Origin of the sequence: Reichenbachiella sp., from assembly GCF_033344935.1 — a bacterium.
Lineage (GTDB): Bacteria > Bacteroidota > Bacteroidia > Cytophagales > Cyclobacteriaceae > Reichenbachiella.
Genome location: NZ_JAWPMM010000001.1, coordinates 346,399 through 370,850, shown reverse-complemented (window position 1 = coordinate 370,850; position 24,452 = coordinate 346,399). Strand labels below are relative to the sequence as shown.

At 41.1% G+C, this 24,452-nt stretch carries 19 protein-coding genes; 9 read left to right on the top strand and 10 right to left on the bottom strand.

The window, feature by feature from the left end:
- Positions 1-141 precede the first annotated feature (141 nt).
- Positions 142-585 (bottom strand): DUF1801 domain-containing protein, encoded by a 444-nt coding sequence (locus tag R8N23_RS01555; RefSeq protein ID WP_318169805.1) that lies wholly within the window; start codon positions 583-585, stop codon positions 142-144.
- 260 nt (positions 586-845) lie between these two features.
- On the opposite strand from R8N23_RS01555, the gene R8N23_RS01550 reads away from it, so the two are divergent.
- Positions 846-1,973: a DUF2911 domain-containing protein gene (locus tag R8N23_RS01550; RefSeq protein ID WP_318169804.1), complete on the top strand. Its 1,128-nt coding sequence runs from the start codon at positions 846-848 to the stop codon at positions 1,971-1,973.
- Positions 1,974-2,027: 54 nt separating this feature from the next.
- Here the strand turns inward: R8N23_RS01550 and R8N23_RS01545 are convergent, their stop codons facing one another.
- Together R8N23_RS01545 and R8N23_RS01540 are read right to left on the bottom strand one after the other, a co-directional pair.
- Positions 2,028-4,610, bottom strand: coding sequence for an ABC transporter permease (locus R8N23_RS01545; protein WP_318169803.1), 2,583 nt, complete (start codon positions 4,608-4,610; stop codon positions 2,028-2,030).
- A 2-nt stretch (positions 4,611-4,612) separates the two neighbouring features.
- On the bottom strand, positions 4,613-4,954 hold the full coding sequence (locus tag R8N23_RS01540; RefSeq protein WP_318169802.1) for a PadR family transcriptional regulator: 342 nt from the start codon (positions 4,952-4,954) through the stop codon (positions 4,613-4,615).
- A gap of 120 nt (positions 4,955-5,074) precedes the next feature.
- Here R8N23_RS01540 and R8N23_RS01535 point away from each other — a divergent pair, with 120 nt between their 5' ends.
- The 4 genes from R8N23_RS01535 (at position 5,075) to R8N23_RS01520 (ending at position 7,843) form a co-directional block, all read left to right on the top strand.
- Entirely contained in the window at positions 5,075-5,302 is a 228-nt protein-coding gene (locus R8N23_RS01535) for a Kazal-type serine protease inhibitor domain-containing protein (RefSeq protein WP_318169801.1), read from the top strand.
- A gap of 225 nt (positions 5,303-5,527) precedes the next feature.
- Positions 5,528-6,838 carry an ammonium transporter gene (locus R8N23_RS01530; RefSeq protein ID WP_318169800.1) on the top strand — a complete coding sequence of 437 codons (1,311 nt, stop codon included), beginning with the start codon at positions 5,528-5,530 and terminating at the stop codon, positions 6,836-6,838.
- A 95-nt stretch (positions 6,839-6,933) separates the two neighbouring features.
- A complete protein-coding gene (locus tag R8N23_RS01525; protein ID WP_318169799.1) occupies positions 6,934-7,293 on the top strand; it encodes a DUF3703 domain-containing protein in 360 nt (119 codons plus the stop codon).
- Positions 7,294-7,357: 64 nt separating this feature from the next.
- Positions 7,358-7,843, top strand: coding sequence for a hypothetical protein (locus R8N23_RS01520; RefSeq protein WP_318169798.1), 486 nt, complete (start codon positions 7,358-7,360; stop codon positions 7,841-7,843).
- Here R8N23_RS01520 and R8N23_RS01515 read toward each other — a convergent pair.
- The 3 genes from R8N23_RS01515 to uvrA all read right to left on the bottom strand — a co-directional run bounded on the left by R8N23_RS01515 (position 7,840) and on the right by uvrA (position 14,176).
- Entirely contained in the window at positions 7,840-10,026 is a 2,187-nt protein-coding gene (locus R8N23_RS01515; protein ID WP_318169797.1) for a bifunctional alpha,alpha-trehalose-phosphate synthase (UDP-forming)/trehalose-phosphatase, read from the bottom strand. The genes R8N23_RS01520 and R8N23_RS01515 overlap by 4 nt on opposite strands.
- Before the next feature lie 161 nt (positions 10,027-10,187).
- A complete protein-coding gene (locus R8N23_RS01510) occupies positions 10,188-11,360 on the bottom strand; it encodes a DUF1343 domain-containing protein (protein ID WP_318169796.1) in 1,173 nt (390 codons plus the stop codon).
- Positions 11,360-14,176 (bottom strand): excinuclease ABC subunit UvrA, encoded by a 2,817-nt coding sequence (uvrA, locus tag R8N23_RS01505; protein WP_318169795.1) that lies wholly within the window; start codon positions 14,174-14,176, stop codon positions 11,360-11,362. The genes R8N23_RS01510 and uvrA overlap by 1 nt, the downstream gene beginning before the upstream one ends.
- A gap of 143 nt (positions 14,177-14,319) precedes the next feature.
- On the opposite strand from uvrA, the gene R8N23_RS01500 reads away from it, so the two are divergent.
- Together R8N23_RS01500 and R8N23_RS01495 are read left to right on the top strand one after the other, a co-directional pair.
- On the top strand, positions 14,320-15,090 hold the full coding sequence (locus R8N23_RS01500; RefSeq protein ID WP_318169794.1) for an acyl-CoA desaturase: 771 nt from the start codon (positions 14,320-14,322) through the stop codon (positions 15,088-15,090).
- Between the two features lie 151 nt (positions 15,091-15,241).
- A complete protein-coding gene (locus R8N23_RS01495) occupies positions 15,242-16,711 on the top strand; it encodes an aminopeptidase P family protein (RefSeq protein WP_318169793.1) in 1,470 nt (489 codons plus the stop codon).
- A 2-nt stretch (positions 16,712-16,713) separates the two neighbouring features.
- On the opposite strand, the gene R8N23_RS01490 is transcribed toward R8N23_RS01495, so the two are convergent.
- Positions 16,714-17,034 (bottom strand): Rieske (2Fe-2S) protein, encoded by a 321-nt coding sequence (locus R8N23_RS01490; protein WP_318169792.1) that lies wholly within the window; start codon positions 17,032-17,034, stop codon positions 16,714-16,716.
- A gap of 118 nt (positions 17,035-17,152) precedes the next feature.
- On the opposite strand from R8N23_RS01490, the gene R8N23_RS01485 reads away from it, so the two are divergent.
- Positions 17,153-18,301, top strand: coding sequence for an aminotransferase class V-fold PLP-dependent enzyme (locus tag R8N23_RS01485; protein WP_318169791.1), 1,149 nt, complete (start codon positions 17,153-17,155; stop codon positions 18,299-18,301).
- A gap of 106 nt (positions 18,302-18,407) precedes the next feature.
- Here R8N23_RS01485 and R8N23_RS01480 read toward each other — a convergent pair whose 3' ends face one another.
- A complete protein-coding gene (locus R8N23_RS01480; RefSeq protein ID WP_318169790.1) occupies positions 18,408-18,824 on the bottom strand; it encodes a globin family protein in 417 nt (138 codons plus the stop codon).
- A gap of 588 nt (positions 18,825-19,412) precedes the next feature.
- On the opposite strand from R8N23_RS01480, the gene R8N23_RS01475 reads away from it, so the two are divergent.
- Positions 19,413-22,205: a TonB-dependent receptor gene (locus R8N23_RS01475; protein ID WP_318169789.1), complete on the top strand. Its 2,793-nt coding sequence runs from the start codon at positions 19,413-19,415 to the stop codon at positions 22,203-22,205.
- Positions 22,206-22,267: 62 nt separating this feature from the next.
- On the opposite strand, the gene R8N23_RS01470 is transcribed toward R8N23_RS01475, so the two are convergent.
- Together R8N23_RS01470 and R8N23_RS01465 are read right to left on the bottom strand one after the other, a co-directional pair.
- Positions 22,268-22,510: a hypothetical protein gene (locus R8N23_RS01470; protein WP_318169788.1), complete on the bottom strand. Its 243-nt coding sequence runs from the start codon at positions 22,508-22,510 to the stop codon at positions 22,268-22,270.
- A 3-nt stretch (positions 22,511-22,513) separates the two neighbouring features.
- A complete protein-coding gene (locus R8N23_RS01465; protein WP_318169787.1) occupies positions 22,514-24,415 on the bottom strand; it encodes a S9 family peptidase in 1,902 nt (633 codons plus the stop codon).
- Positions 24,416-24,452 lie beyond the last annotated feature (37 nt).

Sequence of the window (24,452 nt, the reverse complement as noted above, 5' to 3'; positions counted from 1 at the left end):
ATGTGTAGAGTTTTCATACAGAAAGACAGTATTTACATCAAAGAGGTTACCTTTTTTCTGAAAAATTTATCGTTTTCCAGATTCAGGAAAACCAAAATTGATTTTACCCCCACGATAATTTGAAAAATTCTTGAATTCCTTTCATTTCCTTCTATTCTCTTTCGCGAATAATACGAAAGTTTCCATATCGGCAGCGCCAATGGCCCAACCTATGACATCCAGCGGAAGATTTTCTAGTTTTTTGAAACGGACACAACTTTTGCCCATATCCATTTTCTTTCCGCTGGCCTTATAATCCATTTCAAACTTTTCTCGCAGCGCTGGGTCACAATAGATTCCGCTAAGGTAAACCGCCATATGATTTTTCTGGGAGGCTAATGCAGCAAACATCAAAGGTTTTTTGTTGTAAGTATCAGGATAAACATCAAGTGGCACTTCGTAGCTTATCATGCCCCAATTCATTGTTTCCTCTATGCCTTTGGGTAAATTTTGAAGGATGATTTCTCTTACTTTCATAATGGCATCTTTTCGATCATCCGGAAGGGATTCGAGATATTCTTGTACAGAGGTCGCTGAGCTTTGCATAATTGGGGTTTTGTGTTTAAATAAATTTAAGGGTTTAGCTGTCAAAACAGAACAACCAACAATCAAAAAGCTCCTCATTTGGATAAGGGTATCTTAAAAAATCTTCAAATTCATCAAATAGGGGCTTTTTTACTCCCCTACTATCAGCAGCATTCAACCTTTCATCACGGAATTTACCGTCTATCACAAAATCTCCTCACGCATACAGGATACACGTTTATCTACTTGTTAAAAATTCAAATACCATAACCATTTATATTATGAAGATAAAAACTAACATCAAAGCACTTTTTACAGCTGCGATCGTCGCATTGCTGTGCTGGGAGGTAAGTGCCCAAAACGTAACTACTCCTCGAGCAGTTGTACCTGCCGGTGAGATGACCCAAACTATCGGGATCTCGACAGTAAATATCAAATACTCACGACCTAGAGTTACACTCAGAGGAAATGACCGTACCGGAAACATCTGGGGCACTTTGATCCCTTGGGGTTTTGAGGCTACTACATTTGTAGATGGCAGCAATATTCCATGGAGAGCAGGAGCCAATGAAAACACGATTATCACATTCTCAGATGATGTAAAAATTGAAGGAAAAGATTTAGCTGCCGGTACTTACGGCTTGCATATGGCTGTTTATGAAGATGGAAAAGCCACAGTAATATTCTCCAACAACAGCAGTTCGTGGGGGAGTTTCTATTACAAAGAAGCCGAAGACGCACTTAGGGTGGACGTTCAATCTATGGACATTGCACACACAGAAGTGTTGACCTATGATGTAATTAATATGGATAACACCAGCGCTACAGTTGCATTGAAATGGGAGAAAAAAGCCATTCCATTCAAAGTGGAGTATGATGTTCACAGCATTGTGATTGCTAACTTCAAAGATGAGTTAAGGTCGATCCCAGGTTTTGGCTGGCAAGGACTTAACCAAGCGGCTAACTATTGCGCACAAAACAATGTAGAACTAGAGCAAGGGCTTGCCTGGGTAGATCGGTCGATAGCCAACACAAAAAACTTCAACAATCTTTCAACCAAAGGTCAGCTATTGACAGCGATGGGCAAAACATCAGAAGCCCAGGCGATCATGGATGAATCTGTAGCTATAGCCAATGTGGGGCAGCTTAACTTCCTCGGCTATCAAATGCTAGGCCAGCAGAAGTATGACAAGGCGATAGAGTACTTCACACTTAATGCAAAAAGAAATCCTAAGAATGCCAACTGCTGGGATAGCTTAGGCGAAGCGTATAAAACAAAAGGAGATAACAAGAATGCGATCAAATACTTGAAAAAGTCTCTTTCCATGAACCCTGCAGCTAACGTAAAAGCCAATTCAATCAAATTATTGAAAGAAATGGGGGTAGACACAAGTAGCTACGAATCATAAAAAATTCCAATTTTGGATATGTTTGGAAGGCCAGCGATTGCTGGCCTTTTTTATTTACTCCGATCTCAATACTTCCGTAGGATTTACTTTGGTTGCATGCAATAGTTGACCTATAATGGTCCCTGCCACTGTCGTCACAATGATGACTACTGACAAGATGATAGGAGCAGCGCTAAAACTGTTGGAATCAGGATAAATAACCTTCAGCAATTGACTAATCAGAGCAGTGCCTAATGGTGCCCCAATAACAAAAGCAACGAGCATAATCCACATATACTCTTTGTTGGCTTGGTTGAGAATTGAAAGTCGACTGGCTCCTAATACTTTTCTAACTCCGAATTCTTTCATTCTTCGCTGTAAATTAAAACTCAAAAGGCCAAACAAACCTAGGCATGCCAGAACCATTGCAAATACTGAAATTGTACCTGTCAAAGTCAGATTACCTTTATTTTCTCTGTAAAAATCGTCAAAAGTGAATCGCTGAAATTCCCGATTATAGGGGTCGTTTGGAGCAAATTCGAACCAGGAGTCATGAATCTGGTCATCCACATCAAAGAGTTTGTCCTCCGATGTCTTAATAACAAAAAACTTGAACTCTTCATCAGTTCCAATATTGAAAAATGCAGGACTTACCTCATCATGAAAATTGTTAGTATAGAAATTTTCAACCACTCCAATCACGTAATAATCTGTACTATCATGAGTGAATTTCTTGTCCAACGGTTGTTCCCATCCTAGCTTTTCTGCAAACTTCTGATTGATCACGGCAAATTTAGAAGGGTAGGTGGCCTCTTCATCAAACAGCTTTCCTTCAACCAAGCGTAAATTCATAGTTTGCAAATAGTTCGGCGTCGCTTCATAATGCAAGGTTTTGAGTTGTACATCCAAAACATCCACATGGGTCAACCAGTTCGTGCGACCCAAATGACCTTTGGCCTCTGCGTATGATTCTACGTCAGGGTTGGTTTCTGCAGACTGACGTAGATACTGAAGATGACTTCGATCATTAACCATGATGGAAAAAACCCCATTAGCTTTATAACCCCAGTCTTTTTCATTTACGTACATCGCATTATCTGTAAACACAAAACAGCCAACCACCATCATAAAGGCTAACACCAACTGTAGCGTCAACAGAATCTTACTAAACCAGTTTTTTCCACCCAATTTTTGATTGCCTTTTAAAATCGATACTGGTTGAAATTTCGAAATATAAAATGCCGGGTAAGAGCCCGACGCAAAGCCTATGATCAGCATTAAACTACCAAAGAATATGATCGCTACCTGAAACGATGAAAATGAAAATGGAATAGAAACCGGAAAAAGAGAATTCAATCCAGGCAGGAAGAAAAAGTAACTTAGTAAAACCCCTACGGATAGAGCGATCACGCATAAGATGAAGTTTTCTGTGAGGAACTGATAAATGATATTGCTCCTATTCCCACCCATCACTTTACGCAGCGCTATTTCCTTCAGTCTCTTGGCTGCTGAAGCTACAGCGATGTTCATATAATTAAAACAAGCCAAAATGAGTAACATCGCCGCTATTACCGATAAAGCTATTCTGCCCGCTGGATGACCTCCTTGAGACACACTACTTCTTATTTCAAAATCCCTCAAGGACAATTGGTCCAAAGGCAGGAGCTCAAATTTTTGAATAGTCCAATTTGATGCCACTTTGTTATGCCTTTCGACATATTCATTGAGCGATTCGTATAATTCGGAAGGATGGTGGCCTGGTGCCAATTCAATAAAAGTTGCATTCGTGAGGTAATCCCATTTTGGTTTTTCATTGCCCTTAATTTCAAACCAGTTTGACATGGGGATGATAAGATTAAACTTCAGACTTGAATTGGATGGGTACTTTTCTAAAACACCCTCTACTAGAAATGATTGTATTTGATCACCTGGTAGTTTTACCGTGAGCGTTTTTCCAATGGGATCTTCATCACCAAAATACTTAATCGCATATTCATAACTAATCAGAATAGATTGTTTGTTATCCAATACATTTCTTGAACCACGCTTCAATTTAAAATCAAACATCTGCAAAAAACTTGGGTCTGTATAAGACAGTCTTTCTGCAAATACTTTATCTCCATATCTGACATTACCACTTGCATATTCTATTCTCAAGGTATTGTTTACGGCTGCACTATTAGTCTTTAATTCTTCTGCTAGAAGAATTGGGTTGGCTCCCCATAACTCTGTTCCCGAGTCATGCTGCACATGGTTAATAAGGTTGTACATTCTATCTTTTTTGGAATGAAACTGATCCATATGCAGCATCATATCTACAAAAATGAAAATGGTAATGGCACAACCGATGGCCAGCGCCAATCCAAAAATGTTGATAGTAGAAATGCCCCAATTTTTTCTGAGATTTCTAAATCCGATTTTTAAATAACTGTTAAACATAATGAGTGAGTTTATTTTGAGTTTGTTTGACCTTAAATTGGAAAGTCGCAAAAAGCGAATGATGTCCCAGACATATTTTCTTTTAGCAGCATTCAAACCCTCTTCGTCCACACGACGATAAAATAGTTCCTGTGAATCACCTTGGATCTCTTCCAAAAGATCAGGGTCACAGTACCATTCTAAAAATCGATCGGCCCATTTGGGAGGACGTGGACGCACTGCTAAACGAAGTTAAAAGTGAGTTTAGGAATAGAATTGTAAAGTTCGTTTCTCAAGCCAATAGAATGATCGAGTGCTTGCTTTCCTTCTAATGTTAGCGTGAAAAAACGTTTACGCCTTCCGCCACGTTCGTTGGTCGCTCCTCCCATTCGTGAGTTTACAAATCCTTTCTTTTCCAATCGTTTCAGCACTTCGTGTACCGCACTGATATTAACCTTTCTGCCGGTTTTAGCCGCTATTTCATCTAAGATGGCTACGCCATATGCTTCATCAAAAAGAGCTCCTACCGTTAGCAGTGCTAGCTCTTCAAATTCACCTAAGTGATTTCCTTTTGTACTTCCCATTTTAAAAACGATTTGTTATACAAACGTGAATTTAATGCATTAGTTTCAGTTTTGTATAACTAAATATTAAGTGTCTTATTTTCTTTTTATATTGAAGGATAAATCTCAAGTCTTCGTTTTATGAAAACATATGCACTTTTTGCCGCCTTACTTCTTTTCTTAATTGCTGCCAAATGCACAGAATCTACTTCCTCTCAACCCTGTATTGACGAATCTAAAATCAACCCCAACGCTATCTGTACGATGGAGTACAACCCGGTCTGTGGATGCGATGGAAAAACCTATGGAAACCAATGCCAGGCTGCCCATGCTGGTTTGACCTCATGGGAATCAGGTGAGTGCAAATAACCTTGAGTTATTAGTACATTCGTCCTACTTTTCAAGTATTGTGGCTTGCATTACACCCTAATAATCCTCATATCATGTATTTTTATGTCTTTTTGCATAAAATAAAATGTCAATTTTCTATATTTACAGCGCATTCTATTTTATAGGGTGTCATTTGACCCAAATTTGTAGATTATTCTTTTTTTAATTGTTCGGCAATTGTTGTTGAACTGTAACACTCTACAAATGACTAGAAAATTCATTTCTGCACTCAGCCTCACTTTATTTTTTCCAATTTTAGCATTTGGACAAGAGTCCACCCTAAACTCTGGTGATACCGCATGGATGCTTATCGCCACGGCCTTAGTGGTGCTGATGACGCCGGCTGGACTTACACTTTTTTATGGAGGCCTTACTCGTAGAAAAAGTGTGCTGAATACGATTGGCATGAGCTACGTCGCGTATTGTACCGCCACTGTGGTTTGGGTAATCATAGGATATAGTTTTGCTTTTGGGTCAGGCAACGGTGTGATCGGAGGCTTCGATTACGCTTTGCTCAGAAACATCAAGATTCATGACTTGATTGGAACTATTCCTCATTTATTATTCGTGATGTTCCAAGGCACATTCGCGGCAATTGCTGTAGCTCTCGTAAGTGGATCCATCATTGAGCGCGTCAAGTTTTCCACCTGGTTCATCTTCTCTATTCTTTGGGTCATGTTTATTTATTCTCCCATCGCCCACATGGTCTGGGGTGGGGGCCTGCTAAGCAATCATGGTGAACTAGATTTTGCAGGAGGCACAGTCATTCATATTAATGCCGGCATTTCTGGTTTGGTGCTGGTTTACTTATTAGGAAATAGAAAAGGTCATAAAAATATTGATGCTCAACCTTCTTCCACGAAATTGATGCTTTTAGGTAGTGCGCTACTTTGGTTCGGTTGGTTCGGATTTAATGGCGGAAGCCAACTCGCCGCTGACTTTGTCGCTGCCAATGCACTGCTTGTAACCAATGTAGCTGCAGCTGCAGGTGGTTTATCCTGGTTGATCATCGAATGGTCTACCTCAGACAAAAAACCAACATTGCTTGGATCAGCATCTGGCGTAGTCTCAGGTTTGGTTGGAATCACTCCAGCGTCAGGATATGTAGATGTATCCGCTGCCCTTACCATCGGAACATTCTCTGGAGCTATTGGATACTACGGCGTAGTCAAACTCAAAAGCATTCTTGGCTATGATGATACGTTGGATGTATTTGGTATTCATGGCTTAGTTGGCATCTTTGGTGCCATAGCTACAGGCCTATTTGCCAATCCCGAAATAAATGGTGCAGCAGGTGCTTTCTACGGCAACCCTGGTCAACTTATTCCTCAATTAGTCGCTGTAGGTGCCACCATTGTATATGCGGGCATAGGCTCTGCCTTACTTTTTAAAGTAACTACACTTGTTACAGGAGGCGGTCGAATTGAAGATGCTCTGGAAGATCAAGGCATGGACATGGGTTACCATGGTGAGGAGAGCTTTCACACCGCAGACAACCCATTGCCTGAGGCTTAAAAGTTTTCATGAATTGAAAATGGGCCTTATATTCAGCAGGTTTATACAAGCCATTCATTTTCTGATCGATCAACTTTGTTTAAAAAAGGATCGATATGAAATTGAATACGGCAATGCCCAAGAATATAAAACCTTTCTATCAAGAGGAAATCAATAAGTACAGTTGCGCTTTACATAGGCATGAAATGGCTAAGGCCTGGCATCATCTAGAAAGAGCACATGTCATTGGTCAGCGTTTTCCGATTCAGCACACCGAAACACATTGGAAGATGTTGCTGCTTGGCTGCCGGACAGGAAATTTCAAGGAAATAATTGGTCAAGTGGTAAGACTTGTTTTTGGAGCACCGCTATCTTTCATTAATCAAATTCCTGTCGGCAATGTAGGTAGCAGTCGAGTCTCCATGACCAAGCCTCAACCCATTCCAAAAGACATCCAAGAGGTATTCATGGAATAGAAAATAGTGCATCTCAGGTGTCTAGTTTTCGTAATAGGTAGTGTACAATTAAATAGCTAACCCAATGAACCTAATCGAAGACTGGACAAAAATCAGAAAACACTTCAACCAGAGTTTTAAAACCAATTTACATGTTTCCATTGCGTCTGTGGATGAAGATAACAACCCTACGGTGACACCTATTGGCTCTCTTTTCTTGAATGACAATCAAGCCGGTTTCTACTTTGAAATGTTTCCTTCCAAATTGCCGAAACATGCTAAGAACAAAAAGAATATCTGTGTCCTTGGGGTTAATAGTAACCGATGGTTTTGGGTAAAGTCATTATTCAAAAGAAAGTTTGACAGTTATCCGGCAGTGAAGCTCTACGGTCAACTGGGAGATAAAAGGAAGGCCACAGATCAAGAAATTGCTCGCCTTAAACGTCGTATGCGTATGACCAGAGGTCTAAAGGGTCACAAATACCTCTGGGGCCACATGGATATGATTCGTGAAGTCTCTTTTCAAAAAGGAGAGTCTATAAATTTGAAGGAGATGACTAGAGAACTTTAGCCAATAAGAGCTCCTAACAACGCCCTAACATCTTCATAACTATTCACACTAAACTTGGCAGCTGAGTTAGAGCTCCCTACTTTGATGGTATAGGCATCCTCTGGCATAGCCTTGAAAGTGTCTTCATCCGTCCAGTCATCGCCAGCTGCCATAATAAAATCCGACCCCTCATAGCGTTTCATCCAGTTGCGAGCCGCGCGGCCTTTGTTGATTTCAGTGCTTTTGATTTCTACCACCATATCTCCTTCCAATACCTGCAGGTTTTGGTTAGAGGCCAAGTATTTCAAATGGCTGGTTAGCTCCCTGGTTCTTAATTCTCCAAGTCCAGTTTCCACCTTGCGGTAATGCCAAACCAAACTGTAATCCTTTTCTTCAATAAAAGATCCCGGCGTTCTAGCCACATAGCCATCCAGCACCTCTCCAATCGCCTCTTTCCACATATCAGTCAGGTTAGTAATCGTATGCCAATCTTCTTTGTGGCCTTTTAGCCAAACCCCATGTTCTCCGATTAGGTCCACTTTGGAACCCTTGAACCACTCACCTAGGGTAGTTTTGTCTCTACCACTAATTATTACAACATGAGCTTTTTTACCAAGGCTTTTAATCAATGCATACAATTCCTCATCCGGCTTCGCAGCTTGTGGGTCTCCATAGAAACCTTTTAGTGTGCCATCATAATCTAAGAAAATTAGCGGTTGTTTAGATTTTTTATAGGCTGATACCACCACTTTGGTAGACTTATCATCTAACAGTTTTGTGGTAAGAGATCGCTGCGCTTTTTTGACAATTTCCAAACGGTTCATAAATAGATCTACCCAGTGGTAAATATTATATCGTTTGATGGTATTCTGCATGACGGTCATACGCTGAACTTGTTCTTCCTCCTCCATTTCCAACGCTTCACGTATCGCTTCAACCATCTGGTGACGGTTGTTAGGGTTAACAAGCAAGGCATCCGAAAGCTCTTTAGAAGCCCCAGCCATTTCACTCAATACCAATACCCCCTTTTTGTCCAGTTTACTGGCAATAAATTCCTTACACACCAGGTTCATTCCATCACGCATAGGACTCACCAAACAGACATGTGCCATTCTATAAAAAGCAGAAAGCGCATGTAAAGGAAATGATCTGTAGAAGTAATGGATTGGTGTCCAACTGAGGCGTGAATATTGCCCATTGATTCGTCCGACCAATAAATCAATTTCTTCTTTCAACTCTTTGTATTTACCCACCTGATCTCTTGATGGTACCACTACCATTAGAATGGATACTTTCTCCAGATACTCTGGATATTTTTCCAACAGCTTTTCAAATGCTTTCAATCTTTGCGAGATGCCTTTGGAGTAATCCAACCGATCGATACAAAGTATGAGCTTTTCACTTCCAATACTGGTTCGATATCTCACCTCACGCTCTAAAGTCTCAGGCGCCGCGGCCACCTCCGCATATTTATCATAGTCGATTCCCATCGGCAAAGCATCCGCCATGATCTGGCGATTGTTGTAGTTGATGTGGCCATGTTCATTACCAATACCAGCCAGTCGGCTTACCGAAGACAAAAAATGGCGCGTATCGTCATAGGTATGAAAGCCCAAAAAGTCTGCGCCGAGCATACCTAATAACAACTCTCTTCTCCAAGGTAAAAGTCTGAACGACTCATAGGATGGAAAAGGAATATGTAAAAAGAAGCCTATGGATATATCAGGCCTTTCCGCTCTTACCAATGCTGGCAACAACAACAACTGATAATCATGAATCCAGATGGTATCATTGGCGTTAGCATTTTTCAAAATTTGATCCGCAAACTTTTGATTGACTGCCTTATAGGATTCCCAATATTCTTGATTGAACTCCGAAAACTGATTGAAGTAATGAAAGCAGGGCCAAAGGGTCTCGTTAGAAAAGCCTTCGTAGTAGAGTTCGATATCTTCATCCGTCAAAAACACCGGAGCCATATTTTGCTCCTTCAGTTCCTTTTTGGTTTGTGTCTCCTCTGCTTTACTATTAAGTACTGCACCAGGCCAACCCAACCAAATATTATCTCCTTGTTTGTAAATGGAACCTAATCCCGTAGCCAGTCCACCTTCACTTGGCGTGAAGGCTAATTTTCCATCTTCTTTGACAATTCTTACCGGTAGTCGGTTCGATACAATAATAGTTTTTGACGATTGCTTAGCAGCCATATAGTTATTCTGATTTAAAAAAATATTCGGCGCACCAATAGACCTAGGGGAATAGGTTTTGGCCTACACCATATTGTGTCTGAGAAAACACTTACTTATCAGTTTTGGGCAAACTGGATATAAAATTAACGATAAAAACTAAGTAGTGTGTGAATTAAGTATTAATAGATTAATATTTCGGCTCTTTTGTCCAAAAAATCAGACATCCCTACATTTTCGATCGTCCTTAATTCATATATGGATCCATTCGATTCTACCCACCTTCGAACCAAGTCCGTACCATTTAGAATATCAATAGGAAGCAACTCTTCTTCATATTCATAAGGCGGTTGTTTCCACTGAAAGTCTCTACCTAGATGATGGAAAAATTCTCGACAGAGTACCTGTCCAACAGACCAAGGAGAAAAACCTTTATAATCTGTTACATGAATTTGATAACCGTGACAAACTTGTCCCGCATGCTTTTGAAAAGTAGGCATGAAAGAAACTGGTCTTAGAATAAACCCAGTCAATCCTGCTGATTCAAATGTTTTGAGCAGCTGAGGGTGCAAATCATAATTCAGAATTTCTGGATGGCCTATAGTTTCCAAGCTTTTGGTCGTACCACGACCTTCCGAAATATTAGTCCCTTCAAATAGCACGCTTCCTACAAATGAGAAGGCCGTTTCCGGATTAGGTAAGTTGGGGGAAGGTAGCACCCAAGGTAATTTGGTATCCCAAAAAAATTGATCCCGCTGCCAGCCTTGCATCTCAATAATCCTCAAGTCGCCATTTATTCCCCAATGCTTTTTGGCCATCAGAGCCACCTCTCCCATCGTAAGACCGTGTCGCATGGGCAGCTCATGTCTTCCGACAAAGGACCGATAGGTTGAATCAAGGATGTTTCCTTCTGTTTTTTTCCCCCCAATCGGGTTCGGTCGATCTAAAATGATGACTTCTACATCATTTTCGGCGCAAGCCTCCATCATGTAGGTCATGGTATAGATGTAGGTGTATACTCTTGTTCCCACATCTTGCAAGTCGATCAGGACATGATCCAAGCCTTCCAGCATTTGTTTCGTTGGCTTTCTTGTATCCGAGTACAAGCTGTACACCGGTAGGTCATAGTGTTTGTGATGGAAATGATCAGACTCCACCATGTTGTCCTGCACATCAGCAAAGAGTCCATGCTGTGGCGAAAACAGCTTCTTTAGCCTGGAGCCGAAAATCGATTTGACTATATCAATACCATGGTTGTAGTTGGAATCTATAGATGCCGCATGGCACAGATAGCCTACATTACCTTTAATGTCAGCATGGTTCTTCTTAAGCGATTCTAGTCCGGTTGTTACCATCAGTTGATTTTTTCTCTAAGATACCTCGCTGTATGATTATTCTCCAACTTCACCATATCTTCTGGTGTGCCAGCAAAACAAAGCTGTCCGCCATGATCTCCACCATCAGGGCCAAGGTCAATAATCCAATCTGCCGATTTGATTATTTCCATATTGTGCTCAATGATCAGCACTGTATTGCCCTGGTCCACTAGCGCATTGATACTATCCAATAGTTTTTCAATGTCTTTGAAGTGCAGGCCAGTCGTAGGTTCATCAAATATGAAAAGGATCTTTTCTTTATTAGCCGACTGCCCTTTGCCAAGGAATGACGCCAATTTCACACGCTGAGCTTCTCCTCCACTGAGCGAGTTAGAAGATTGCCCCAATTTCACGTAACCCAGTCCAACATCATCTAGCGGCTGCAATTTTGAGACAATTGCTTTTTGATCTTCAAAGAAAGACAGGCTTTCTTCTATACTCAAATCAAGTATGTCTGCAATGTGTTTGTCCTTATAAGTGACTTCCAGAATTTCTTCCTTGAATCGTTTTCCTTTACATTCATCACAGGTCAAGTGCAAGTCTGCCATGAACTGCATTTCGATTTTCACTTCACCCTCTCCCTGGCAAGTTTCGCATCGTCCACCATCTACATTAAAAGAGAAATGAGCTGGTTTCAGATTTCTTTGTTTGGCTGTGGGCTGGTCTGCATAAAGCTGACGAATGGCATCGTAAGCTTTCACATAAGTCACTGGGTTTGATCGAGAACTTCTACCCAGCGGATTTTGATCGATCATCTCCATACGCTGGATCATTTTGTAGTCACCATCGAGCTCACCAAACTTACCGGTTTCTTCGCCAGTGACACCAACGATCTTGCCTAGCGCAGGATATAATATTTTTCTAATCAAAGTAGATTTGCCAGAACCGCTCACTCCAGTAACTACAGTCAAAACGCCCAACGGGATAGAAACATCAATGCGTTTTAGATTGTTCTCTCTCGCACCCAAAATATCAATGCTATGCTTCCATGGTCTTCTTCGGGTTGGGGTCGGGATAAATTCGGTGCCGTTTAGAAATCTCGCGGTCACTGATTCCTTCTCTTCCAAAATCGCCTCCCAATCTCCCTGAAAGACTAATTCACCACCATGTATACCAGCAGCAGGACCAATGTCAATGATCTGATCGGCCCGCTTCATCACCTCCTCCTCGTGTTCTACTACGATGACCGTGTTGCCTAGTCGTTTGAGTGTTTCCAACACATTGCCCAATCGGGCTGTGTCTCTCGGGTGCAAACCAATACTTGGTTCATCCAAAATGTACATCGAGCCTACCAGCGCACTTCCAAGTGAAGTAGCCAATTTGATTCTTTGATATTCACCTCCTGAAAGAGTGGAAGTCAATCGATTCAACGTGAGATAACCCAATCCCACTTCTTTCATATAGCTCAAGCGGTTTTGAATTTCCTTCAATATTCGCTTGGCTACTTTTTGATCATAATCGCTCAACTCAAGGGATTCGAAAAAGTCTAAAGCCCGATCAATAGGCATTAATACTAGTTCCGAAACAGCCTTGCCACCCACTTTTACATAGAAAGCATCTTTCCTTAATCGGGTGCCTTTACAATCCGGGCAAGTGGTTTTTCCGCGATAGCGAGAAAGCATCACACGGTACTGAATTTTGTGCAGTTGAGATTCTATAAAAGCATAGAAGGCATGAAGCCCTTCAAAATTCCCTGTTCCTTCCCAGAGCAAATCATATTCATCTTCAGTCAAATCTTTCACCGGACGATGCACTGGAAAGTCTATATCATGTGCCATATGGAGCAAGGGCTGCAACCACTTCTTCATGGTCTCACTGCGCCAAGGCACAATGGCGCCTTCGTAAACCGACAAGTTTTTATCAGCAATGACCAAATCCGGATCTATCCCCAGCACCTTCCCAAACCCTTCACACTTGCGACAAGCGCCGTACGGGTTGTTGAAACTAAAAAGATTGACAGACGGCTCTTCGAACGTCATGCCGTCCAATTCAAAGCGATCAGAAAATTTTCTTGGTTCGCCCTCACGGAAATGAATGATACAATCGCCATGACCTTCGAAAAATGCAGTTTGTACAGAATCAGACAATCGGAAAGTGGCATCTTCATCTTCCTTATTCACACTCAAACGATCAATCAGAATTTCAACTTTACCAGGGTCTACTTTCTGAGGGTCTAAATCTTCTATTTGCTCTAGCGCTCCATCTACTAATACTCTTGTAAAACCCTTGCTTAGCAAAATGTTGAATTCTATTTCTAGGGTACGATCAGCAGCTAATGTCAGTGGTGCGCTGACCATAAATTTGGTACCGTCTTCATATTGGTTAATGGCATTCACGACAGTAGATACGGTATCTCTTTTCACCGGATTACCGCTGACAGGCGAGATCGTTTGCCCTATTCTAGCGTAGAGCAATTTGATGTAATCGTAAATCTCCGTGGTGGTACCCACGGTGGAACGCGGATTTCTGGTGTTTACCTTTTGCTCGATAGCCACTGCTGGGGAAACTCCTTTGATGTAGTCGACTTCAGGCTTTTCCATCCGCCCTAGAAACTGACGTGCATATGAACTTAAACTCTCTACATATTTCCTCTGGCCTTCAGCGAAAAGCGTATCAAAGGCTAAAGATGATTTCCCTGATCCGGATAATCCAGTGACCACAACCAGCTTATTTCTTGGAATAGCAACACTTAAATTCTTCAGGTTGTTGACTCGCGCGCCCTTGATGATAATAAAATCACGTGGGTCCAATTGATCTATATTTTTAGCTACCTGATTTTTTAGTGTTTCCGCCATTGAAAGTGAATTTTTAACAATCCGCAAAGATAGAGATACGGATGTCAAAAAGCACGCGATCAAAAAATATTGATTTTTTTACCGAACTTTGTCACAAACAAGGGTTGATACTGTCCTTGTAATTAGGATTACAAACAATTGAAATGGAGATATTAATATTTATGTTGGTGATGTGGTATGGTGGTTTGTTTTTTCAGACCTTCTTCTTGCATCGCTATTCAGCGCACCAGAGTTTTACGATGTCAAGATTTGGTGAGAAGCTTTGCTACTTTCTTACTTGGGTATTTCAAGGTTCTAACTATCTAAGCGCCTATGGTTATGGGGTGATGCACCGTATGCACCATGCTTATGCTGATACAGAAAAGGATGTGCACTCGCCTAAATACGACGGCAATTTGTTTGCTATGATGTGGCGTACAAAAACTACATATTCTGCGATAACTAGCAAAAAAATGGAAGTTGAGGAAAGGTTTACCAGAGATGTGCCTGAGTGGCCTGCATTCGACAGGTTTGCAAGGTCTTGGGTATCAAGATTGCTTTGGGGTACTGCCTATTTCGCTTTCTTTTTTACTTTTGCTACTGCTTGGTGGCAATGGCTATTCTTGCCAATGGCCTGGATGATGGCGCCTATTCACGGTGCAATTATCAATTGGTTCGCCCATGTTTATGGATATGTAAATTTCAAAGTAGGGGATACTTCTAAAAATTTCCTTCCATTTGATTTCTTGATGATGGGTGAGAGCTATCACAACAATCACCACAAGCATGGCAACAGAGCCAACTTCGGTGGTGTCCGTTGGCACGAGATCGATCCAACCTATATGATTATGTGGGTGATGGATAAGCTAGGCATGATCCATATCAAAAAGCTAGAAGTTTCTGTGAAACGAGAAAGCTTCAAGAAAGCAGCCTAATTAGGCGCTAAAAAAATATTGAAAGCCTCGGTCATTGATCGGGGCTTTTTTGTTACCATTCAAATCATCAGTCCTCCGCTTACTAATATTGTCATTGGCATATTCATACGTCAATGCGTATGTTGCACTCAAAACCATTAACGTTTTCAAAATGAGAAAAATTTTAGGAATGCTGTTGTGTGTATTGCCAATACTAGCATCAGCGCAGCAAAAGGTGAGTCCAGATGATTTGAATAGCGAGTTTCATAAAGAAAGGCGGGCGGAGCTTAGAGCTAAAATGCCAAACAACTCTGTAGCCGTTTTTTTTGCTAATCCGATTCGCAACAGGGCCAATGATGTGTATTATATCTACCATCAGGATCCGAACTTCTACTACCTGACAGGACAAAAGGAGCCGCACGGTGTTTTGTTGATATTTAAAGAGGAGCAACAGATCAATGAAGAAAAGCTGAACGAAATTCTTTTTGTGAGAGGTCGGGATGCACTGAAAGAATTGTATGATGGGCCTCGATTAGGCAAAGACGGAGCTTCAGAAAAGCTGGATGTTCAAATGGCTTTTGAAAACCCTGACTTCAAAGCTTTCAACATTGATTTTTCAACGTTTGACAAGGTGTTGTTTTATGACTTCCACAATGACGTAAGAAATACAAAAGAAGAAGGCGACCTCTATGACTTGATCGAACAATTCAAAGAGAAGGCTGGCTATAATCAAGGGGACTTGTCCATCGAACCACAAAAAAATAATCTAGATGTAGTATCTCTCGATACATTAATGAGAGAACTTAGAGGAGTCAAGACTGAAGAAGAATTGGCACTGATCAGAAAAGCTGTAGACATATCCACTATAGGTCAGCGAGAAGTAATGAAAGCCATGAGGCCTGGTATGTCTGAAGCAGAAATTCAGGGCATACATGAATTTGTCTTCAAAAAATATGGGGCAGAATATGAAGGCTATCCAAGTATCGTAGGTGCGGGAAATCATGGATGCACGCTACACTATATTGACAACTATAAACCTGCGATCGAAGACGGGGAATTAATACTGATGGATTTGGGTGCAGAGTATCATGGGTACACCGCAGACGTCACTCGTACGGTACCAGTAAACGGAAAATTCACCAAGGAGCAAAAATTGATTTACGATTTGGTGTATGAAGCTCAACAAGCTGCAGCCGATACTTGCAAGGCAGGCATTCCTTTCTCGGTTCTTTACGAAACGACTAAAGAAATCGTGAATAATGGTTTGGTAGAACTGGGTTTGTATGAAAGCACAGCAGATCAGGACGTAATCAATCCAGAAACTGGCAGAAACAGATACTACCCACATGGCTGTTGCCACCATATCGGATTGGATGTTCATGACAAGGGCATGTATGGTAATCTGGAAGAAAACATGACAATCACCATTGAGCCAGGAATCTATATTCCAAGTGGAAGCCCATCAGATAAAAAATGGTGGGACATTCCGGTAAGAATTGAAGATGATTATTTGATTACCAAAGATGGCTGTGAATTGATGTCTAACAAAGCACCACGTAAATCAGATGAAATAGAAAAGCTCATGAAGGAGCCGAGTATTTTCACTGATTATCAACTTCCTGAATTAAAGTCTGGAGAATAAAATCAGACGAACACATAGAGCTGTTCGTTTTCCCAATCGGTGCCATAGATAATCAGACTGTCGCACCGATTTTCATTTTCGTCTCCTGTTGTTAAATTGAATCGATAAGAATGCCAGGGACAAACCACTTCACAATCGGGGTTAATTTTTCCCTTGCTCAGGTCATCACCCAGATGCGGGCATTCCTTTTCAAAAGCTACAAAGCCTTTTCTTGTATTTGCCAAACAGATCTCAAGTTTGTCAATTCTAATTTTTCTGATCTCATTTAATGGAATGACCCTTTCCGCTTGCTCCTTAGACTCAAAAACTAAAACTTTATCCATCGCAAGTAAGTTATTGGTTGAATGGTTATTGGGAGATTAATTTATTGATTTCGATCCCAAATAACTTTTTAACTTATAACTTTTCACTTTTTACAAGTTAACGGCATTAACACACACTATGAACTGTCAAAGAAAGAAATTTAATCTCAACAAAAAATTCGCTTACCTGAATTGCGCCTATATGGCGCCGTTGCTCAAAAAAGTGGAAAAGGCAGGCATAGAAGGAATCAAAGCCAAACGCCAACCGAATAAAGTAAGTGGAGAAGATTTTTTCAAGGATGCCGAGACCTTACGCATACTTTATTCTGATTTGATCAACAACCCGGAGCCAAACCGCATAGTCATGATACCTTCAGTATCGTATGGTATTGGCAATGTGGTAAACAATATTCCAGTTGGAAAGGGTGAAAATATTGTATTAACTGATGGGCAGTTTCCGAGTAATGTCTATCCCTGGAAAAATCATTGCGACAAGCACGGAGCCGACCTTATTCTTGTGGCAGCGCCAGATACCGAAGAACAACGAGGTAAAAAATGGAATGAAGAAATATTAAAAGCCATTACACAAAAGACTAAAGCCGTAAGCCTCGGTCATGTCCATTGGGCAGATGGTACTTTGTTTGATTTGAAAACCATTCGAAAAAAATGTGATGAAGTTGGCGCAGCCTTGATAATTGATGGCACGCAATCCATAGGCGCTCTACCCTTCGACATACAAGAAATTAAACCTGATGCGTTGATTGTAGCCGGATACAAATGGCTGCTGGGTCCCTATACTTCTGGACTCGCTTATTATGGCCCCAGATTCGATCAAGGGGAACCGATAGAACAAAACTGGATCAATCGATTGCACAGTGATGATTTTGCCAATTTGGTCAATTATCAAGACGAATATATGGAGGGTGCCTTGCGCTATGGCATGGGACAGCAAAGTAACTTCATTGCCAACCCGATGCTGATCGCCTCAATTAAAGAAATACGAAAATGGGGGGTGGAGAATATTCAGCAATATTGTCAAGACCTGATCCAATCGCCATTGCACGAAGTAAAGCAACTTGGACTTTACGTCGAAGATTCATCGGCCCGCAGTGCTCACCTATTCGGCATCAAGTTTCCTAAGGAAAAAATGGAAAACCTTGCCACAGCGCTAAAAGTAAATCGAGTAAGTGTCTCTATTCGTGGAGAGTTTATTCGAGTATCTCCGCATGTATACAATGACGAAAGGGATATGAAGAAACTGATTCAAGCGCTGAAAGCAACACTATAGCTCATTATTTACGAGACTCCATTCAGCCAGCAATTACTAGCAACATGATGAGCATATAGGAAATTAAGCTGATGGCTATTCGAACATATTTTTTGAATGTCATGATTTAAGCAGATTGCATGATACATGAAACTGTTTGGTAGACTTCGAGCCAAGCTGATTCAACTTCTTCATTCCAGTTTTCTTTGAGCTCTTCTTTGAGAGAATACATGAGCGCTGTAGCCGCCATGTGGTAGTGTTCTGTTTTGATTCCATAATTCACGTGTCTTCTTCCCATACTTCTAACCAATGGTGCCAATACATCCAAAGTGTTCAGCCCCTTAACAACGGTCGCTAACATTTCCATCATTCTTCTTCCCTGATCTTTCATGTCACCTTTGAATAAAGGCTTGAGCTCAGGGCTCATTTCAAAAAGTTTATTATAAAAGATTTCTGCTGCCTCGTCCGCTTTAGGTTCTACCATCCAAAACGTAGCCCGAACAAGTTTTTTATGGTAAGGAGTAATTGATACTGTATTTGTCATAATCCAAAATTTTAGTGAGTGAAAATTCGGAGTACCGGCATCTCCAATACCCCGATTGTAAGCATTTTCTCATATTAAAATTGTATTACAAATCTAGGAGGGCCCATAATCGATAACTATGGCAGATAACACGAACAGTCGATTTTTATGGCATAAATTAAACTGTTAAATGACAGTTATTGATAGGGTGATCTGCCTTTCAGAAAAAATTAGGCACAAAAAAAACCGGCGTTGGCCAGTTCAGCTGAGGCTTCTTGTTCATAAAACCCCTTTCGCGACGATCTACTTTTGCTTGGTCATCCCCGCTGTGTCTTTGGTAGCTGCACGTCTGCAACTATTTTCTACCACAAAGAACGCAAATACTTAGGAGAGGGTTTAGTATTCAATATTAAGTTAAGGTTAATTCTTTCCAATTCCGGTTCCGTTGATTCTACTTGAGTTCATTCTATTTCAAGCCATTTATTCTGTCCCGAAGAAAAAATAAAAATTTTATTCTAGTTGGAGTGGGTGCTAGCCCATAATCATCTGTATATCTAAACAAGCGCAGACAACCGCGCCTATATCTATATCAACTAAAATAAATTTAACATGAAGAAATCATTACAGATTTTAATGTTGCTGGCCATGCCATTTTTGGTCCATGCTCAGCAAATCAGCGGTACCGTTTCTGACAAAAACGGACCCGTAATTGGAGCTACAGTAAGTATCTCCAGTAGCAACGGTACAATCACAGACGTGAATGGTACCTATTCATTGAAAGTGCCAGCTGGCACGCACGATGTTTCTGTTGCTTTTGTTGGGTACAACAAAAAAACACAGAGTGTTACCGTCGCTTCGGGTGAAAACAAAACTTTGAATGTCACTATCGAAGAGAATGTGGAATTGCTAAATGAATTGGTAGTAGTAGGTACTAGGAGTAGACCTAGGTCTAATGTTGACACTGCTGTGCCAGTAGACATTCTGGATGCCAAGGACCTAACTAGCACCGGGCAAAATACTTTTGATAAGGCCTTGACGTATAGAGTGCCTTCTTTCAACTCCGTGCAAACACCGGTAAACGATGCGACTTCGCTACTTGACCCTTATGAAATTAGAAACATGGGACCAAGTAGAACCTTGATTTTGATCAATGGAAAAAGAAAGAATCTAAGTGCATTGCTTTACACACAAACTTCTCCAGGTAGAGGTGAAACTGGTGCAGACATATCTGCCATTCCTCAGGATGCGATTGAAAGAGTCGAGATATTGAGAGATGGAGCGTCTGCACAGTATGGTTCTGATGCCATCGCTGGTGTCATGAATATCATCCTTAAAGATGACGTGGACTATGGCTCAGTAACTTTAAGAGCTGGAATCACAGGCGAAGGTGATGGTGAGTCTGTAGGAGTAAGCCTAAATGCAGGTACTGGCCTTGGAAATGGAGGGTTCTTAAACTACACGGTTGATTTCTCGAAAAGAGAGTTAGCCAACAGACCGGGAACAGTAAACGCTCAAGGTGAGGCTTCTGATTTTGGTGCGGCACTCGCAGATGTTCAGGAATTCTTGAACAGAAGACCTGATGCAGGAAATATCAATGGTTCTCCAGAAACAACAGCTGCTAAATTTTTAGTAAATGGTGGATTCAATATCAGCGACAATACCAAGGGATATTTTAATGGTGCATACGTTTATAAGAACGTAAACAGTTACGCCAACTATAGAACTCCTTATTGGAGAACTGTAGCTGACATGCCATACTTAGCAGATTTCTTTCCTGGCAACCACCCTACGAATCCCGGAGGATACGACGGGTATGTGCCAACTTTCGACGGATTGTTGAATGACTATAATGGAACGCTAGGGGTAAGATCCGAAATGAATGGTTGGACTTATGATGGAAGTTTCACCGTTGGAGGAAATACTCAGACTTATAAAGTGACCAATTCTCACAATAGAAACTTTGTTTATTCGCCTTCTACCTGGCTAGATGCCAATGGCAATGGCTCTGTAGATGATGGAGAAATCAATGAGGGTTCTTTACTCTACAGAGAAAATAGCCCAATTAGCTTCGACCCAGGAGGAACCAAGTTCAATCATATTGTTGGGAACATCGATATCTCAAAAGAAATCTCTTCGTCATTGGCGATGGCTTTCGGTGCTGAGTTTAGAAACGAAACGTTTACAGTAATTGAAGGAGGTAAAGCTTCTTACGATGGTGGTGGAGCTGATTCTTTCGCTGGTAACACCCCTGAGAACTCGGGCAAATTCAATAGATACAATTTCGGTGGATACTTTGATTTATCTTTTGATGTCACTGAAGACTTCCTATTGAACGGTACAGTAAGAGCTGAAAATTATAGTGATTTCGGGCAAGCCTTTGTTTGGAAGTTGAGTTCCAGATACAAATTGATGGATGATAAGATGACCGTAAGAGCCTCTGCGTCTACTGGTTTCAGAGCACCTACCTTGCACCAAATTTATACTCAAAAAGCGCAGTACAGCTTTGTGCCTGGAGCTGGTATCCAAGTTGGTGGATTGGTTAACAATGTATCTCCTCAAGCCAAACTTTTAGGTATTCCTCAGTTGGATGCTGAAGAGTCCTTCAATTTTACTGTTGGAATGGGATTGAGACCATCTGACAATTTTGATATCACGGTAGATTATTACAATATATCCGTGTCTGATAGAATTGTGTTGAGTACTGAGATTGGCCCTACAGCTGGTGGAGGCACGCCATTAGATCAAGTACTTGCGGACAATAATTTAAGTGATGTGAGTTTCTTCGTTAATGCATTGGATACTAAAACTTCAGGTATTGATTTCGTAGCCAATTACAAAAACTTAGGTGTTGGTAATGGTACTCTAGGATTCACTCTTTCTGGAAACTATACGATTGAAAACGAAAGAGATGGAGATGTGAAAAACCCTGACTTGGTAGCAGGTGCTGGTCAGTCTGTTGTGAATGAGACTCAAGAGGCCTTATTCTTTACTTCAAGGCCAAAGACTAAGTGGATATTAGGTATTAACTATGACTTAGGTAAGTTCGGATTCTCTTTAAACAACACTTACTTCGGTACGACTACCTTCAGACAACAAGGAATGGATTCTAACCTAAAAACTGAATTCAAGCCTAAAGTAGTAACGGATTTGGGAGTCAATTTCAGAGCTAGTGACAAAGTAAATATCTCTTTCAATGTAAACAACATCTTGAATGTGTTGCCAGAATGGGAGTTTAAAGCACTTAATGCCTCTGGTGAAACTTTGTTGAATGATCCCGCTCAGGTTCAAAATCAATCCAACCTGATCACATTCAACCAAAGATATTCTCAAATGACTTACGATGGTTATCATTTCAGCCAGTTGGGTTCATTGTATAACCTAACGGTGAATGTAAGGTTTTAAAGATGAGTAAAGTTGAGTAATTAGTTAGTAGTAAAAAGGGGTCGCAAATGTGACCCCTTTTTTTATCTCAATTTCCTTTCCCAATAATTGGCCTCGCGATTAGCATCGATTTTGGACTTGTTCTCTTTGATCAAATCACTTACTTCTCCTTGTGACGTGAAGTGGTAAGTTCCACAATCCCTGCACTCATAAACGTTGATCGGCCCGCTGTTTTCATTGTGATAGTGACGTGAGCGGTGCTCGATAAGCGCATCTTCGGCCAGCTCTTTGGTGTCATAACAAACCTTGTTGGTCACGCACTTCATTTTCTACAGGGTTTCTTGTAACCAACGAAAAAACTCACGTTGCCAAACCAAACCGTTTTGTGCTGATAACACCCAGTGGTTTTCATTAGGGATATAAATCAATCGACTCTTGATACCTAATAATTGAGCGGCCTGAAATGCCTCCAACCCTTGCCCAATAGGTACGCGATAATCTTTGCCTCCTTGCACGATCATGATCGGACTATCCCAGTTTTGCACGAACTCAATGGGGTTGAATTCTGCGTAGGATTTTTGTGCGGCAGCGTTGTTCTTGTCCCAATATGGGCCTCCAATTTCCCAATCGACAAAAAACATTTCTTCAGTCGTGCCATACATACTCCGCCAGTTGAAAATCCCATCATGTGAAATGAACGTTTTGAATCTTTTGTTGTGCATGCCCGCCAGATAAAAAACCGAATATCCACCATAACTAGCGCCAACAGCCCCCAGTCTGTTTTCATCTACAAATGGCTCCTTGGCCATATCATCGATGGCCGATAGATAGTCTTGCATGTTTTGACCACCGTAGTCTTTACTGATTTGATCATTCCATTCTACGCCATGGCCATACATACCTCTACGATTAGGTGCTACTACGATGTATCCTTGAGCAGCCATGACCTGAAAATTCCAGCGATAAGAATAGAATTGTGAAAGCGCGCCGTGTGGACCTCCTTGACAATATAACAAGGTCGGATACTTTTTTGCAGGGTCAAAATTAGGAGGATAGATCACCCAAGTCACCATTTGTTTGTTATCCGTAGTGGTGACCATTCGCTTTTCCACTTTGCTCAAACCTATGCTATTATACACTTCGTCATTGACATGCGTCAATTGCTGCATACTGCCATCACTGAGGTTTACACTGTATAGTTCTGTAGCATGATTCATATCCGTTCTGGATACAATCATTTGCTTACCACTTTGACCTACAAAACCTGTCACGTCAAACTGTCCTTGAGTAATTTGTTTTACGACTGGCTGCTTCTTCGACTTTCCTGGATAGTCTACAGCAAACAAATGCTTTTCTCCACCAAATGGGGCGATGAAATAAATCGTTTTACCATCCTCAGACCATAGGAAGCTATCCGCCGAACCATCCCAATTTTCCGTTAGGTTCTTTTTGCCAAATCTATCCGAGATGATGATATCGATTTTATCAGCCTCATTCCCATCTGTCTTCATGCTCAACCAAGCCAGAATGCCATATTTAGAATAGGCCGGGCTGTTATCATAGCCCATCATTCCTTTGGTTAGATTCGTGGTTGTCTGTGTATTGAGGTCATAAGAATAGATATCGGTATTCGTGCTGGTGGTATAAGCAGCTCCCGTTTTCGCTTTAGTCACATACAAAACCTTACCGCCTTTGTGACTCCAGATATAATCAGATTCATCCCCAAAAGGTTTTGTCGGACTATGAAAAGTTTTGTTTTTCATAATGTCCACTTCGTTGGAGCCATCTACGTTGCTCATAAATACATGATTGTATGAACCATCTGCCCAAGTATCCCAATGTCGATACATCAGGTCATTGTAGATCTGTACTTCAGATTTGTCCAGTTCTGGATAGTAATCCTTGCCTGTAACGCTGTAGATTTTTACTGCGCGATGATAAAGTTTGTACTTTCCATTGGGAGAAATACTGGGATCAGCCACTAGTTTATTAGGGTCATCTATCTTAATGGGCGTTCCTCCGCTTAATGGGATGGAATAATACTCCGTGTTACTTTCATTGGAGTTGACATCATACCTGGTTACGCCATATACAGCACTCTTACCATCTGTGGATATTCCTACTCCACTTACTCGGCCTAAACTCCAAAGTAATTCCGGAGACATCACTTCTTGAGCCCAAACGGTTTGAATAATTAAGGAAAGGCAAAACAGGGAAATAATCTTTTTCATAGCATCTTGGATTTGCCGGCAATTTACAAAATACAGA